This window comes from Coleofasciculus sp. H7-1 (assembly GCF_057473865.1).
In genome coordinates, this window is sequence record NZ_JBYCCT010000051.1 from 38,924 (window position 1) to 52,138 (window position 13,215).

14 protein-coding genes are annotated in these 13,215 nt (G+C 46.1%); 2 read left to right on the forward strand and 12 right to left on the reverse strand.

Annotation, left to right across the window (positions count from 1 at the left end):
- Positions 1 to 339 precede the first annotated feature (339 nt).
- Positions 340 to 1,035 carry a DUF305 domain-containing protein gene (locus tag AC2VDX_RS12365; protein ID WP_378180460.1) on the reverse strand — a complete coding sequence of 232 codons (696 nt, stop codon included), beginning with the start codon at positions 1,033 to 1,035 and terminating at the stop codon, positions 340 to 342.
- Between the two features lie 249 nt (positions 1,036 to 1,284).
- Here AC2VDX_RS12365 and AC2VDX_RS12370 point away from each other — a divergent pair, with 249 nt between their 5' ends.
- On the forward strand, positions 1,285 to 1,644 hold the full coding sequence (locus AC2VDX_RS12370; protein ID WP_378180463.1) for a four-helix bundle copper-binding protein: 360 nt from the start codon (positions 1,285 to 1,287) through the stop codon (positions 1,642 to 1,644).
- 9 nt (positions 1,645 to 1,653) lie between these two features.
- On the opposite strand, the gene rppB is transcribed toward AC2VDX_RS12370, so the two are convergent.
- From rppB to AC2VDX_RS12385, 3 genes are all read right to left on the reverse strand, one after another.
- Positions 1,654 to 3,012 (reverse strand): two-component system sensor histidine kinase RppB, encoded by a 1,359-nt coding sequence (gene rppB, locus AC2VDX_RS12375; RefSeq protein WP_378180466.1) that lies wholly within the window; start codon positions 3,010 to 3,012, stop codon positions 1,654 to 1,656.
- A 132-nt stretch (positions 3,013 to 3,144) separates the two neighbouring features.
- Positions 3,145 to 3,837, reverse strand: a complete 693-nt coding sequence (gene rppA / locus AC2VDX_RS12380; protein ID WP_378180469.1) for a two-component system response regulator RppA — start codon at positions 3,835 to 3,837, stop codon at positions 3,145 to 3,147.
- A 14-nt stretch (positions 3,838 to 3,851) separates the two neighbouring features.
- Complete coding sequence (locus AC2VDX_RS12385) at positions 3,852 to 4,328, reverse strand: DUF2808 domain-containing protein (RefSeq protein WP_378180472.1); 477 nt, start codon at positions 4,326 to 4,328, stop codon at positions 3,852 to 3,854.
- A gap of 202 nt (positions 4,329 to 4,530) precedes the next feature.
- On the opposite strand from AC2VDX_RS12385, the gene AC2VDX_RS12390 reads away from it, so the two are divergent.
- Positions 4,531 to 5,361 carry a DUF1206 domain-containing protein gene (locus AC2VDX_RS12390; RefSeq protein WP_378180475.1) on the forward strand — a complete coding sequence of 277 codons (831 nt, stop codon included), beginning with the start codon at positions 4,531 to 4,533 and terminating at the stop codon, positions 5,359 to 5,361.
- 47 nt (positions 5,362 to 5,408) lie between these two features.
- On the opposite strand, the gene AC2VDX_RS12395 is transcribed toward AC2VDX_RS12390, so the two are convergent.
- The 8 genes from AC2VDX_RS12395 to AC2VDX_RS12430 form a co-directional block, all read right to left on the reverse strand.
- A complete protein-coding gene (locus AC2VDX_RS12395; RefSeq protein ID WP_378180478.1) occupies positions 5,409 to 6,047 on the reverse strand; it encodes a HesA/MoeB/ThiF family protein in 639 nt (212 codons plus the stop codon).
- 203 nt (positions 6,048 to 6,250) lie between these two features.
- Positions 6,251 to 7,189 (reverse strand): hypothetical protein, encoded by a 939-nt coding sequence (locus AC2VDX_RS12400; protein ID WP_378180481.1) that lies wholly within the window; start codon positions 7,187 to 7,189, stop codon positions 6,251 to 6,253.
- Positions 7,190 to 7,352: 163 nt separating this feature from the next.
- A complete protein-coding gene (locus AC2VDX_RS12405) occupies positions 7,353 to 7,559 on the reverse strand; it encodes a hypothetical protein (protein WP_378180484.1) in 207 nt (68 codons plus the stop codon).
- A 190-nt stretch (positions 7,560 to 7,749) separates the two neighbouring features.
- Entirely contained in the window at positions 7,750 to 8,958 is a 1,209-nt protein-coding gene (locus AC2VDX_RS12410) for an AAA family ATPase (RefSeq protein WP_378180487.1), read from the reverse strand.
- A 73-nt stretch (positions 8,959 to 9,031) separates the two neighbouring features.
- On the reverse strand, positions 9,032 to 9,577 hold the full coding sequence (locus tag AC2VDX_RS12415) for an RNA 2'-phosphotransferase (protein WP_378180489.1): 546 nt from the start codon (positions 9,575 to 9,577) through the stop codon (positions 9,032 to 9,034).
- A gap of 18 nt (positions 9,578 to 9,595) precedes the next feature.
- Complete coding sequence (locus AC2VDX_RS12420; protein ID WP_378180492.1) at positions 9,596 to 10,147, reverse strand: DUF6939 family protein; 552 nt, start codon at positions 10,145 to 10,147, stop codon at positions 9,596 to 9,598.
- 155 nt (positions 10,148 to 10,302) lie between these two features.
- Complete coding sequence (locus tag AC2VDX_RS12425) at positions 10,303 to 11,298, reverse strand: RNA ligase family protein (protein ID WP_378180495.1); 996 nt, start codon at positions 11,296 to 11,298, stop codon at positions 10,303 to 10,305.
- Between the two features lie 326 nt (positions 11,299 to 11,624).
- A complete protein-coding gene (locus tag AC2VDX_RS12430) occupies positions 11,625 to 13,058 on the reverse strand; it encodes a hypothetical protein (protein WP_378180498.1) in 1,434 nt (477 codons plus the stop codon).
- Between the last annotated feature and the right edge of the window lie 157 nt (positions 13,059 to 13,215).

Genomic DNA, 13,215 nt, shown 5'->3' on the forward strand with positions numbered 1-13,215 from the left:
TTTTCCCTCCCCTTGTAGGGGAGGGTTAGGGAGAGGTGGAGAGGGGTTTGGGGAGAGGTCTGCCGACTTGTGTGTACACGGTAGGTTCACGGGGAGGCAGAAATCCTGCTATAGGTGAATGGCACTGACGCAAGGAGCCTGGAAATAAATTTCCGGCTCACAGCTATGTCAAGCTAAAGCTTACTGGGTAAGCTTTTAACCCGTTGAAACGGGTTGCGAGCTTTTAGCCCAAACTTTAGTTTAGGGCTTAAGTCAGTGCCATTCTGCTATAGGTGAGTTTTTGCCTCACCTATCGGTGCTGTTTTATCGCCGCTTCCTGCTTTCAATTAACTTTCTGAATTACTTTTTGTACCAGGCTTGTCGCCACTGGTTCATTTTCTCAATTTCTGCTTTTTGGGAAGTGATAATTTGTTGGGACAATTGTTTAATTTCGGAGCGCTTAGACTTACTGAGTGCATCTTGAGCCATTGTTAAAGCGCCTTCATGGTGAGCAATCATCCCATTGATAAAACGCAGATCGAATTCAGCATCAGCAGCGCCCATATCTCCAGACATCATCATGCTTTGGCGTTGTTGTTCTGACATGGGGACTACAGATTTGTCTGCACCTCCGTAAGCAACAGGCTGTTTGCTGGCTTGGGGATACCATGCCCGTCGCCACTGTGTCATTTGATTAATTTCTTTGTTTTGATCTTTGATAATATTGTCTGCTAGCTGTTTAATTTCAGGACGCTTCGATTTTTGCTGGGCTTCTTTTGCCATCATCACTGCACCTTGATGATGCACGGTCATTGCGTCGATAAACCGCAGATCGTAGTTAGCATCGGCTGCTCCTAAATCCATTGCCATGCTATGATTCATGCCGCTTCCGTGTCCCATATTTTCCATGCCGCCAGCATCTGATGGAGAGGCGTTTGGGGCTTGGGCTTGGTTTTGGGAGCCACTAGAACAAGCTGTCAGAAATCCGCCAGTCATGGAGGCGATCGCTACCAGGGTGACAGCAAAAAAACCATTTTTTAAAAAATTAGGTTGCATAGACTTTATGGGCATCAATTTGTTTGACTATTCTCGCTTCTGCTCTCTACGTTACGTCAAGAAAGCAGTAGGCATTTCTCAGTGTCTTATAAAAAAATGAAATTAGGATGAAATTCTAATATGTCATTAGGAAGAAATCCAACGTATTTAATTAGATAGACGCAGTCAAGCATCCAACTTTCTAAAGTTAACCCCAAGAGGTACAAGTACCTCCAATGACAGTTAACTCAAGCAAAAGAGGTAAAACTAATGTCACATCATCTGCATCAAATTAGCCCAGAAATGCAGCAGTGCATTCAAAACTGTTTGGATTGCCATAGCACCTGCTTGAATACTGTATCGTACTGCTTACAGAAAGGCGGAATGCACGCAGACGCAGCTCACATTCGCCTGATGCTCGACTGTGTGGAGATTTGCCAGACAAGTGCTAATTTTATGCTGCGTGGTTCCGATCTCCATGCCCGTACCTGTGGTGTTTGTGCTGAGATTTGCGATCGCTGCTCCCAAGATTGCGATCGGATGGGTGACGATCCTCAGATGAAAGAGTGCGCTCAGATGTGTCGCCGTTGTGCCGATTCATGCCGCCAGATGTCAATGGCAACTGCTTGACATTTTCATTTAATTATGCAAAGGCAGTCGAATCGTAAAGGTGCTGCCTTTGCCCAATTCGCTCTGAATGTCGATGCTGCCGTTGTGGGCAATTGCGATCGCTTTGGCGATTGACAAACCCAATCCAGAACCGCCAGTGTGTCGAGAGCGATCGCTATTTACCCGATAAAAGCGGTCAAAAATTCGCGTCTGCTCTGGGAGTGCAATCCCAACGCCAGTATCTTTTATATAAATTAGTGCGTGAGAATTATTACTATCTAAAATAATCGTCACCTGACCCCCGGCGGACGTGTATTGAATTGCATTCACTACTAAGTTAAAAATCAGGCGATACAGCTGTTCTTCGTCGCCGTTGACATGCAAAGGTTCCGGCGTGCGAATATCTGTGGAAAGCGTCAAATCGGCAGCGATCGCTAGTGCTGACAATTCTTCTGTAACATCGCTAACGAGATCGTTGAGACAGGCGGGACGATATTTGATGGACAACACCTGCCGATCCATGCGGGAGAGTAGCAATAAATCCCGAACCAATTCAGATAGCCGGTAATTTTGCCGTTCAATGGTTTTTAGAGTATCTCGCGCCTCTAGTTCGCTCAGTTGATTCATTCTCAACGTCGATTCAACCGTTGCTTGGATTGCCGCTAAGGGTGTCCGCAACTCATGGGCGGCATCGGCTGTGAATTGTTGGATTTGCCCATAAGATTGGTAAATTGGTTGCATTGCTAGCCCCGCCAACCACCAACTGGAACCGGCAACGACGATCATTGCTACCGGCAACCCCAGCAAGAGAATAAATTTCAGGGCAGTCAGATGATCGTCCAATTCTTTGAGACTTCGCCCCACCTGAAGATATCCCCAAGGGCGATTGTCTTCGGTATGCAGCGATAGAGAAATTTGATGAAAACGGGTGCCTTGGCGATTCTGGAGGATTTGCCACAATTGTGCTGTAGAAACGCGATCGCCTTTATCTGTCGCTGGCAATCCCACTGGCTGAAGTCCTGCCAAAGCAACTGGGTGTCCCGAACTATCTAGCAGCCGCACGTAGTAGTTACCTTGGTGAATTGCCCCCAAAGTGTGACGAGTGGGATTTTCTATCTGGTTAACGCATTTTTCCCCAACCAAACAAATATCCGGCAATAGTTGCTGGACATCGGGTTCCAAGCGTCCCGGTTGCTGCAAAATCGGCTCCATACTGTCGTGAAGCGTACCGGCGACAGATTCCAATTCTCGGTCGAGGGCAACCCAATTCGCACGAGCGATCGCTTCAGAAACCGCAACTCCACACAAGCTTAAAATCACTCCCATGACGCCTGCATACCAACCTGCCAGTCGCCAACGAGTTAGCTGAAAAAGTTTATTTTCATTCACGTTAATTGGTAATTGGGAAATTTGATTATTTAGCGTAGGTTGGGTTGAGGAACGAAACCCAACTAAACATAAGTAGGTGTTGGGTTTCGTTCCTCAACCATTCCCTACAATCATTTTTAATCGAAATAATGACTAATAACTATTCAGACGATAGCCTATACCATAGACAGTTTCGATAAAGCGATCGCATCCAAAAGCCGCTAACTTACGCCGCAGCAATCGCATCTGCGCTGCTACCACATTACTCATTGGTTCTGCACTAAATTCCCAAAGCTGATTTAGCAACTGATCGCGAGTGATAATTTGGTTAGGATGCTTCATCAAATATTCCAGCAACTGAAATTCCTTGCTAGTCAAAGGAATGATTTGTTTGTCATCCAATGTATTCTGATACCAAACCGTATGAGTGCCGTAATCTAAAGTGAGATTTCCCACTTGTAGTTGTTGGGAATGAAGCTGAGGCGATCGCCTTTGCAATGCCCGCAATCGTGCCAGCAGTTCCGCCATGCCAAATGGCTTCACCAAATAGTCATCTGCACCAGCATCCAATCCAGCCACCTTATCTTCCATGCGATCTTTAGCAGTTAACATCAAAACTGGCAGAGGATTATTTTTCCCCCGCAGTCGCTGACATAACTCGATTCCTGATAATCCTGGCAGTAACCAGTCAAAAATAGCCAGCGTATATTGCGTCCACTGGGTTTCTAAAAACTCCCATGCCTGCGTGCCATTCAGAACCCAGTCAACCACATACGCTTCCTGACTTAGAGTTCGCTTAATTGCCGCCCCTAAATCTGGCTCATCTTCAACTAGCAACACCCTCATGGACTCCACGTTCCTTAGTCATAAGTTCTAATCTGGGCTGTACCCAGTGGGATATCACCTATTAAACCAACCATTTGACTTGAGACTCGATAAAGCCAGGTACGACCAAGGTAGCTTGAAGTCCTGATGCCTTTCATTGAAATTGACAGTGTTGTTCCTGAAGGTACAGGTTTAGCAAAAACAATCTTAGCTTTTCTGTCTTGAATAGAAACGGTAGCCTCAACTTTTTTTTGCGCTCGATCGGTAATCTCAATTTTCCTACCAATGCGAATGCCCTCTGGCACATCAATTGAAAGTTGAGAAAGAGAAGGCCCCTCGACGTGTAGCTCAAAGTGATGAGTGGCATTGGGGGAGCGAGCGTTGAATGGATGCGCTCCAGTATGATCTATATGCGAGGCTTTGACATCCCCCGGTACACCAGTGGCTTGAGCAGCTGGGATAGTAGATGTGAGCAGTAAAGTGAGTGCAGCGGCATAAATCAGTTTTTTCATCAAAATACTCCTTAACAATCAATCACTTCCTAATTAACTAGATTGACAGAGCTTGATGAAATCAAAATGAAATATGAGCTTACAAGTTTGAGAACAACATTAGCAATAGTTAAGCATTTGGGTAGATGTAGATAAGAGTAAATATTGCTAAAAAATTGGTAGCAAACCACAATTTACCTGCTCCCACGCAGAAGACATAAAGATGCAGACCAGACCAGACCAACCGATGACACCAGAAGATGCCTCTACATGGGTGGAAAGACTGGCACGTTTGGGCTTTGGGGCGAGAGGGGTAGTTTACGCTACGGTGGGAGTGCTGGCGGCGCAGGCGGCGTTTGGTGCAGGCGGCAGAACCACCGATACGCAGGGTGCGCTGGTGACGATTGTGACACAGCCTTTTGGGAAATTCTTGCTGGCAATTGTTGCTTTGGGTTTGCTTGGCTTTGTGCTGTGGCGTTTCGTGGAAGCGATCGCCGATCCTGACAACAAAGGCACCGATGCCAAAGGTCTTGCATCGCGCCTGGGAGCCGTTGGCAGCGGCTTAATCTATGCTGGTTTAGCTTGGAGTGCGATTAAGCTGATCCTGGGTTCGGGAGGCGGCGGCGATAGTAATTCCTCACAAGACTGGACAGCACGCTTGTTAGCGCAGCCCTTCGGTCAATTCCTAGTTGGGCTTGTGGGAGCCGGGATCGTTGGCATGGGCTTCTATCAATTTTACAGAGCCTACAAAGCAAAATTCCGCAAAAAGTGGAAAGTCAGCGAGATGAGCGAAAAAGAGGAGAAATGGGCAATCTTTGCTGGCAGATTTGGGATTGCTGCCCGTGGCGTTGTCTTTTCCATTATTGGCTTATTTTTGCTCCAAGCGGGGCGTCTGTCTGACGCCAACCAAGTTCAGGGACTAGGTGGGGCGCTAGCAGCACTAGCACAACAACCTTTTGGTCCTTGGTTGTTAGGAATTGTGGCGCTTGGTTTGGTCGCTTATGGTATTTATAATTTCGTAGAAGCTCGGTACCGGCGAATTGTAATTAGATAGTAAATTTTTAACGCAAAGGTAAGTTTAAACTCTGCGTAACGAGAGCGTTAAACAACTATTGGCTTAACGGCAAAATCTCCCAGTGTCACAGTGAAACTTTGCCGATTTCTAGTAGCAACAAAATTCACCATAACTTCACAAGCAACGGCAACAGCCAACATTACTAAATTCCGTGCCAGGGGGTAGTCGCAAACGTCATCGTTTACTGGTGAAGGAACTCGGTAAATTTCATTCCAGATAATTTCAGCGTAATCGGAAGCTAAGCCGACGTGCAGGCAAGGAATATTTGCATTGGCGCAATAATCTTTGACAATTTGACGGCTGGTGCTGTTATCAAAAGTATCGATGACAACATGGCTACCGCTGAGCAATTGGGCAGCGTTTGCTGATGTTAATTCTTTCGGACGCCCATCAACGGCGACACCCAAAGCGCGGTAAATGGTATTAGTAAGAATTTTAGCTTTGTACGCGCCAACGTCTGAGCGGTAATAAGGCTGGGTGGAGAGGTTGCGTTCCTCAATGCGATCGCGATCGATAACCACCAGCTTACCAAAGCCAGAACGCGCCAGATTTTCGGTAATATTCGCTCCCAGCGCCCCCGCACCGCACACAGTTAGCGAAAATTCCTTAATCTGTGCCATTAGTGCGGGTGTTCTGTGCAGTTGTTCGTGAAAGAATATCGACATTTTTGTTAATTGCTAATTGCTAATTGCTAATAGTTCAGGACTTACGCAACATCACTACATCTGAGGGCAACCACAGGGGGATTGAACCGACAAGAACGCTATATGTATAAGCTTTGCGTAAGTTCTGTTGCTAATAGTTCATCGTTCATGGCAAATTCAATAAACGATGAACTATTACCCATTACCCATTACCTATTACCTATTCAAAAGTCCCAGTTATCTCGCGCTTCGATCACGCCAACGAGAGATTGCAAGTCAAAATCGCGATCGCGTCCACTCAAACAAATCCCAGAACTGATAACTGTCAAATCGCGCTTGGCAATTGCAGATATCTGACGTTCACCGCTGCGGGTTGTCCACTCGACTTGCCAAAAGTCACCGCGATCGCGCACATCTTCGAGTTCGCCACCACCCATCCGCAAGGCATCGCGCACGCGGCTTTCATCGCCTGAAAACGCCTGCCGCTCCGGATCTTGCCGTACCTGCTGCTGGCGTCTTGTACCCCGCCGCATCTGGCGTAAGCGTTCTTCCTCAAGTTGTTGCTGTCTTCTAAGTTGATATTCTTCCGTCTGCTGCAACGCCAAGTCATAGACAGTCCGCATCTCTGGCGTCATCCCCGCAAAGCGAAGATTTTCCGCTTCCGTCCCATTTCTGAGTTGTTCTTTGAGTTGTTCCGCCACCAGCGGATCGGCACGTCGATCGAGTTCATCAAACCACCAAGCAGCGCCATCCCAACGCGCGATCGCTGGCTCAAATACTGCCCCCTCAGTAACTAAATACACCGGCACCGGCTTAGCAACACCCAAGCGCTGCTGCATATCAGATTCATTCACAGGGTACGCCAGCCACGTTTGCCCTTGCAACACATAAGCCAGACGCAGGCGCAACGGCTTCAACAGTCGCAGATATTCCGCCACCTGCGGCAAGTTTGCTTCCTCCAGCATCTCAGCCTTTTTTTCGTTCATCGGCTGAAAAATGCCCCATCCTTCAAATTCTTGTGGCTGCGGTTTAAATGTGTAAACCATCCCAGCTACAGAAGCGCGGACTTTCCCCCCACCCACGCACGGTGCGAGAAATTGAGTATCGCGTAATTGCACTTCTTGTGCAGCAATTTGGTTAAGGAGATTGCGAATATCTGCCATGATATTGCCTTGATTACGATGTTTGGCTTAGCTAAATTTTTTTGTTAATAGCAATGGCACTGACTTCAGGCAACTGTTAGGTTGGGTTGAGCGATCGCGTTACCCAATATTCCCAGGATGATGCTGGGTTTCGTTACCTCAACCCAGCCTACAAAATTGGGGTTTAAATTAGCATTGTTGTAATAAAAGAGCCATTGTGTATTTCTAAGTTGAATGAAGCTAGTAGGTTGGGTTGAGCGATCGCGTTACCTAACATTCCCAGGATGATGCTGGGTTTCGTTACCTCAACCCAGCCTACAAAATTGGGGTTTAAATTAGCACTGTTGTAGTAAAAGAGCCATTGTGTATTTCTGAATTGCCTGAAGCGCATTTTATTCCATCTATAGCAATCCTATTTTAGTTGTGAACTATCCCTTCAGATACCCGACTTCGTAAGAGTTGTCGGATATCTCGCCTTCACGAATCATTTAAGATTGCTATATCTCTCTTCTTACTCTTCCTTTGTGTTCTTTGTGTCTTTGTGGTTAAATAACAACCTTGCATCCTCATTTATCCTAACCTTAGACAAATCGGTGAGCAAATTCATAGGTGAAATCAACTCTTCCCTTGCGTAAAACGGCTGGATCTAATCTTTCAGTTGTATTGCAAGTCATCAAAACCACTAACTTTTGCTTAGTATGAATCCCCGAATCATCAATGACACTTTGATAGAGGGTTCCATCTAGTAAGCTCAAAATATGCTCTGTTTTGTTGTTATTTTGAGCGGCTTCAGAAGCGCGATTTTTTGCTAAATTATCCGCTTCGTTAATAATCAGACAAATTCGCTCTAAGTAACTTGGCGGTACAAAATTCTCAACCGCATCGTGATCCAGAATAAAAATTACATATCCGAGAGGCGCGAGAATTTCTTTTGCTACAGCTTGCGTCCAAGCAGTTTTTCCCGTACCCGGATCTCCGTGGACGAGAACCGCTAACTGACTTTGGTCGAGAATTGCCTGCTGTACGCTATCGGTAAAGCTTTGAATGTCAGCGGGAAACGACCGAATTGGAAATTCGCCGTGAATTTTTCCCACACGACTCTGGTAGCCACTCAGCATCACTGCAAGATTAAAAGTTGCTTTATTGACCAGTGGCGCTAGTTCCTTAGCCATCAGGGTATAGCGTCGCCGTCCCCGATCTAAATTTTCAATTTCTAGCCAAGCTTGCTGTTGAGGCCAATAGGCATAAACCGTGTTAATGATATCGAGACGTTCCCAGTTAACAAATCGATCTACAGGATAATAAAAATATCGATCTAGATAATACTGGGTAATCATGTCCGGACGTCCCAATAATTCCAGAACTTTGAAAATAGTAATTTCCTGTAGCCGATTGAGAACGTGTTCAATGGGAATGCTGTTACGGCTGACAAATTGAATGACAGGCGAATCAACACTTAAAACGTCTTGGAAGCGATAATCTGGACTTGGAGGGTCTGGGGTAATGTAATTCCAAAATTCATCGACTTCATATCGCGTACTTTCAGAAAATACATTTAAAATATTTGCCCACCAAGTATATTCATTGCGACCCATTGCATCAGCAACATCGCTAGCTAAATCCAAAGCTTTCTGGCTTAGCTCTTTGGGGTCGTTAAATACTAAATGCACAAGAAATCCCCAGTCAATCTGCCGGGTTAAGGGTCGCCAACCTGCACCCAATAAGCCTTTAGCTTGCGGGTTTTTGTTGCCTGGATTGCTTTCGTCGTTTCCGAAGTATCCCGATCCCATAGTTTCAGTTCTTCTTGCTTTGTGATGGAATGATGAGGAAGTAATGCGCTCAGTTATTTTTCCAAACTGCCATTTAAATTTTTTGCAAGTATTCGGATGGAACGCAATCCACTAGCCAAACCCCATTTTCAGAACAGTAAAATTCATATCCTGCTTTGTGCATTGCCGCCGCATCTACAGCAAAAACGACCGGACGACCATGCCGTGCGCCGACAGTTTTTGCGATGGAAATATCCTTCGATAGATGGACGTGGTGACGCGACATTTTACACAGTCCTGTACTCAAAATTGATTCGACTGTACCGTGTCCTGTACCGTGGTATAACACATCTGGAGGAACAACGGCTTCTAGCTGCAAATCAACTTCTGTACTATGTCCTTGATTCGCACGAATTAAGGTGCCTGTTGAGTCAAAGGAAAAGCGTTTTTTGTCATTTTTAGCGACAACTTCATCGAGTTCAGCACGAGTAAGAATAAAAGAGCGATCTGCACACGCTTTTAGAAGTTTATCGACAGCAACCCAGCCACCAGGTGCAAGTTGAAGACCAATTGCTTCAGGAGTATGCCGAAGATGCTTGCTGAGATATTTGCTAATTTTAACTAAGCGAGAATTATTCATTGAATCGCTCTTTTTAATTTAACAATACCAGTCATCCTCTAAATATCGCTTGACCAAACCTGCGTGGGATAAAGGACTCGATAAATCGTTTAAATCGCAGTTTGTTTCATAATCTAATAACAACACAGTTTGGTCTGCACTTAGCTGTTTTAGTTCCGCGAGTAGGTTCTGAAGATAGTTCTCTAGTACCCATTTATACGATGGTAGGTAGATGGCATGACGTGCTTCTGCATAGGACAATAATTTGTCTCCGGTTAAGCCTGCACGATGCCCTAGAACCTTGCCGGAAGTTCGTGTCGTGCGCTTGATCCCCTTCATATTAGCGATCGCTAGTTTGCCCGGATCTACATCCGCAGACTCAAAAACTTTTAATCCCTGCCAAATACCTTCAACGGTGTAGCTAAAGTGTCCCGGCGAAAATGGAACGGGAATTCCACCATGAGGATAAAATGGACTAAAGCGAAACCAGGGTTCTGAACCACGAGAAGTTAAGTCGAGAATCGTTGCTTCGTCATAGCGTTTACGCAAAGTATCCAGGGATGTGCGGCGACTTTTTACAAAAATCGGCATTTTAGCAATGCTGACAAAGGCGACAGGCTGGGAAATCGCACAATGACAGTATTTGTATTATAAGGTACTACAGCCTGGGATTGACCGATTCCCGATAAATCTTGCTTTGCCAATTGTAAGGGCGCACGGCTTGTGCGCTCCTATTCTATTTCTAGCTAATGCAACTCAGTACCGTCTTTGCGGAGGAGATAGCGATCGCTTATCAACTTCAACACCACTCGCCCAATTTCTGGATGCGTTCTCTCAACTAACGGCTGTACGACAACGCCTTCCATCATGCAATCTGAAACCAATACGCTATCAGCATTGTTAAACTGATATACCGCTTCCCAACTGTAAGCACCGATATAGAGAACAGGCACTCTGGGTAAGGAAAATTCTTCACAAAACCCTACAAATTCAGTGTAATTGAGGAATCTGTTGCCGCTACGCACAGCAAACAGAGCCATTCCAATCTTACCATTCTGCAAGCCATACTTAATATCTTGTACACCATAAATCTCCCCAAAAACTTGAGTGTTTGGTGGCAGTTTATGCAGAAATGGATTTTCGTTGTAAGCCCGAATGTAGACTAAATTATTGTTAGTTTCGTTATTTTTCCAGAAGTAGTTGTGGCTACCTACGTGAATGGTTTCATCAGCATCTACCAAGACAGTGAAATTCGTGCCGTGAAGCTTCTCCGTCACGACCACTTCTTCCCCATCCTGAAGGATATCTCGATACCGCTTGAGATTTTCTGGGCTGGGGAATTTGTAGTGTCCAATCGGGGCTTCCATATCCCCATTCATACTTTTTGGCGGCAGAGGATATTCGTACTTTGTCACCCCAAAGTATTCGGTGTAGTCATCGCCCACATTTACCGTAAATTTTTCACTAACAGGAATCAGTAAACCTTCAGAGAAGATACCGCGTAGTTTTGCTGCACGCAGTTTCTTGGAGTAGTAAGGGCGAATCCCAAATTCATCGAGATACTGTTCGGGAATCACACTTTCAATCGGGAAGTAGAACGCCAAATCTTCAGTTTTAAAATTACCCTTAGCAGTAATAACTTGATACGCCATCCCTTCAAACGTGCAAATGTCTAATCTGTCAGCATTGGGATGAGGAGTGACGTTGTTGATTTTGACGATTTCTACCTTAAAGATGCTCATGACAAACTTATTAAAATTTGAAACAACTCCGAATTCTTTTTCCCTTTGCTTTAACGCGAAAAATTCGTTTTAATATTGCTAAATCATCGGGATGCTGTTCGCCAACAATTTGCCATACGGCAAGGGCTACCACTTTGTACGCTGTCTGTATTTCGCTCATGGCATCTTTTGGGATGAATATATTTTTGGCAAAGATTTGCACTAGCGGCAAATCTACATCGATCGTTGATATATTTCACCGATAACGAAACCTATGCAGTCCAGAGTAAGGCGGGCACTGCCCACCTTACTTTGTTTTGTCAGAGCAGGTTTTTTAAAACCTACCCCTACTTGTCATCCCGGACTGGCAAAGGTGTCTCCAGAATTTCCATCAGCAACTCTAGACGCGAAGGACGAGACAAAAGTGGCATCAAGTTCGGCAACGAATAGTAGTCACCCGCAAAGGTGAAAGTATCTACTTGCGCCTGTTTTTCTTGTAACTTGCGCTCTAGCCAATCGTAGGAATAACCTACTTTGACAATGAGGACGCTTGGCTCTACTTTGAGATCGCGCTTGTAGGCGTCGAAAGTTTCCACAAAGTAGGGCGCTTTATTTTCTCCTCCGTCCGTTACTAGGATGATTTGCTCAACCAGTTGCTTTCTCAGGCGCATCGCTTCCAAGCCGCAACCGATGCTAGTGGCACCGTTGGCTTTGATGTGCTGGAATGCCCGTTCCCAGTCGCTCAACTGGTTCCCAGACGCCTTAATCGGATAAGGCATGGTGTCAAAGGCGTAGACGAATAAATCTGCCGCCGCCATGCCGGAAATTAGAGCGGCGATGCGCTTCCCGACTTCGATGGCGCTTTCCATTGAGCTAGACTTATCGACTAGCAGGGCGGTTGGCTGATTAATTTTGCCGCGCTTTTTCACCTGCTCGTCCATGACGCGCTCTAACTTGGCGGCTGTTTCGGCATCTAGTTCCGCCGCATCTGCCGCTACACGCGCCTTGAGAGCTGCTACCCGCACATCAGTTTGCGCTTTCTCCAATTTCTCGTCGATGAGGGCTTTTACCTGGGGGTTTGCCATTGCACCGCGAGATTGCAGTGACTTGAGGTTGTTAATCACCTCTTGGGGTGTCATGGAGTTAATTAGCGCGACTAGCACGGTGGGGGTCATCTGTTTGATGGCTCCCACTGCCACTGTGTAGGGAATTTTGTGTTCTACAATCAGTTGCGCTTGCTCTAAGGGTGAAGATGCGATCGCCATCAGCTTTAGCGCAAACGCTAAACTATCTTCTGGCGGGTTGTCCTTGAATAACACTGCATCTGCGCGATCGCTCGGTTTAATATGCAAGCTAGCATACAGGTGCTTCATCGCACTGCGTGCCCGCAGCGCTGCTCGATCGAAGAATACAGGATTTTTCTCCCGTTCATAAAGATAGCGCCGCACCGCAGTTCGGGTAGAACGCGGCAACTTACCCCGGTGTTGCTTCAAGAAGTCTACAATCCGCGCTACTTGATAAGGCGGAAACTCTTGTAGCATGACAAAACCAGCATCGCGGTGTTCCCATAAGCTGCTAGTAAGCAAATTCCCCACAAATACCTCTTTGTGGTCGCGGACATCCCCATTGCGCTGATACCATACCGCTAAATGTCCATAGAAGATGGGGTCGTTTTCCACCATCTTCTTGTGAACTTCACTCACCTTCTCTAGCTCCCGGTGAGGCGTGGTGAGCAGACTATTTAACATATCTAAACGCAAGTCGCGCTCTGTAGTTTGCATGGGAATCACCTCATAGCTAAAGGCTCGTGCTGGGAGTCCGCCAGGGATTTAAACCCTCACCAGGTCTTTTAGGACTTGGAGCATTTGTGTAAAGGCTCGTGCTGGGAGTCCGCCAGCCAGCCAGTCCGCCAGCCAGAGGTTTAAACCCCTGGCTAAT

What these genes read in the sequence shown, in the direction of transcription:
- AC2VDX_RS12365 (WP_378180460.1), bottom strand. Translation starts at nt 1,035, where the DNA reads ATGCAACCTAATTTTTTAAAAAATGGTTTTTTTGCTGTCACCCTGGTA.
- AC2VDX_RS12370 (WP_378180463.1), top strand. Translation starts at nt 1,285, where the DNA reads ATGTCACATCATCTGCATCAAATTAGCCCAGAAATGCAGCAGTGCATT.
- rppA (WP_378180469.1), bottom strand. Translation starts at nt 3,837, where the DNA reads ATGAGGGTGTTGCTAGTTGAAGATGAGCCAGATTTAGGGGCGGCAATT.
- AC2VDX_RS12385 (WP_378180472.1), bottom strand. Translation starts at nt 4,328, where the DNA reads ATGAAAAAACTGATTTATGCCGCTGCACTCACTTTACTGCTCACATCT.
- AC2VDX_RS12390 (WP_378180475.1), top strand. Translation starts at nt 4,531, where the DNA reads ATGCAGACCAGACCAGACCAACCGATGACACCAGAAGATGCCTCTACA.
- AC2VDX_RS12395 (WP_378180478.1), bottom strand. Translation starts at nt 6,047, where the DNA reads ATGTCGATATTCTTTCACGAACAACTGCACAGAACACCCGCACTAATG.
- AC2VDX_RS12400 (WP_378180481.1), bottom strand. Translation starts at nt 7,189, where the DNA reads ATGGCAGATATTCGCAATCTCCTTAACCAAATTGCTGCACAAGAAGTG.
- AC2VDX_RS12405 (WP_378180484.1), bottom strand. Translation starts at nt 7,559, where the DNA reads ATGCGCTTCAGGCAATTCAGAAATACACAATGGCTCTTTTACTACAAC.
- AC2VDX_RS12410 (WP_378180487.1), bottom strand. Translation starts at nt 8,958, where the DNA reads ATGGGATCGGGATACTTCGGAAACGACGAAAGCAATCCAGGCAACAAA.
- AC2VDX_RS12415 (WP_378180489.1), bottom strand. Translation starts at nt 9,577, where the DNA reads ATGAATAATTCTCGCTTAGTTAAAATTAGCAAATATCTCAGCAAGCAT.
- AC2VDX_RS12420 (WP_378180492.1), bottom strand. Translation starts at nt 10,147, where the DNA reads ATGCCGATTTTTGTAAAAAGTCGCCGCACATCCCTGGATACTTTGCGT.
- AC2VDX_RS12425 (WP_378180495.1), bottom strand. Translation starts at nt 11,298, where the DNA reads ATGAGCATCTTTAAGGTAGAAATCGTCAAAATCAACAACGTCACTCCT.
- AC2VDX_RS12430 (WP_378180498.1), bottom strand. Translation starts at nt 13,058, where the DNA reads ATGCAAACTACAGAGCGCGACTTGCGTTTAGATATGTTAAATAGTCTG.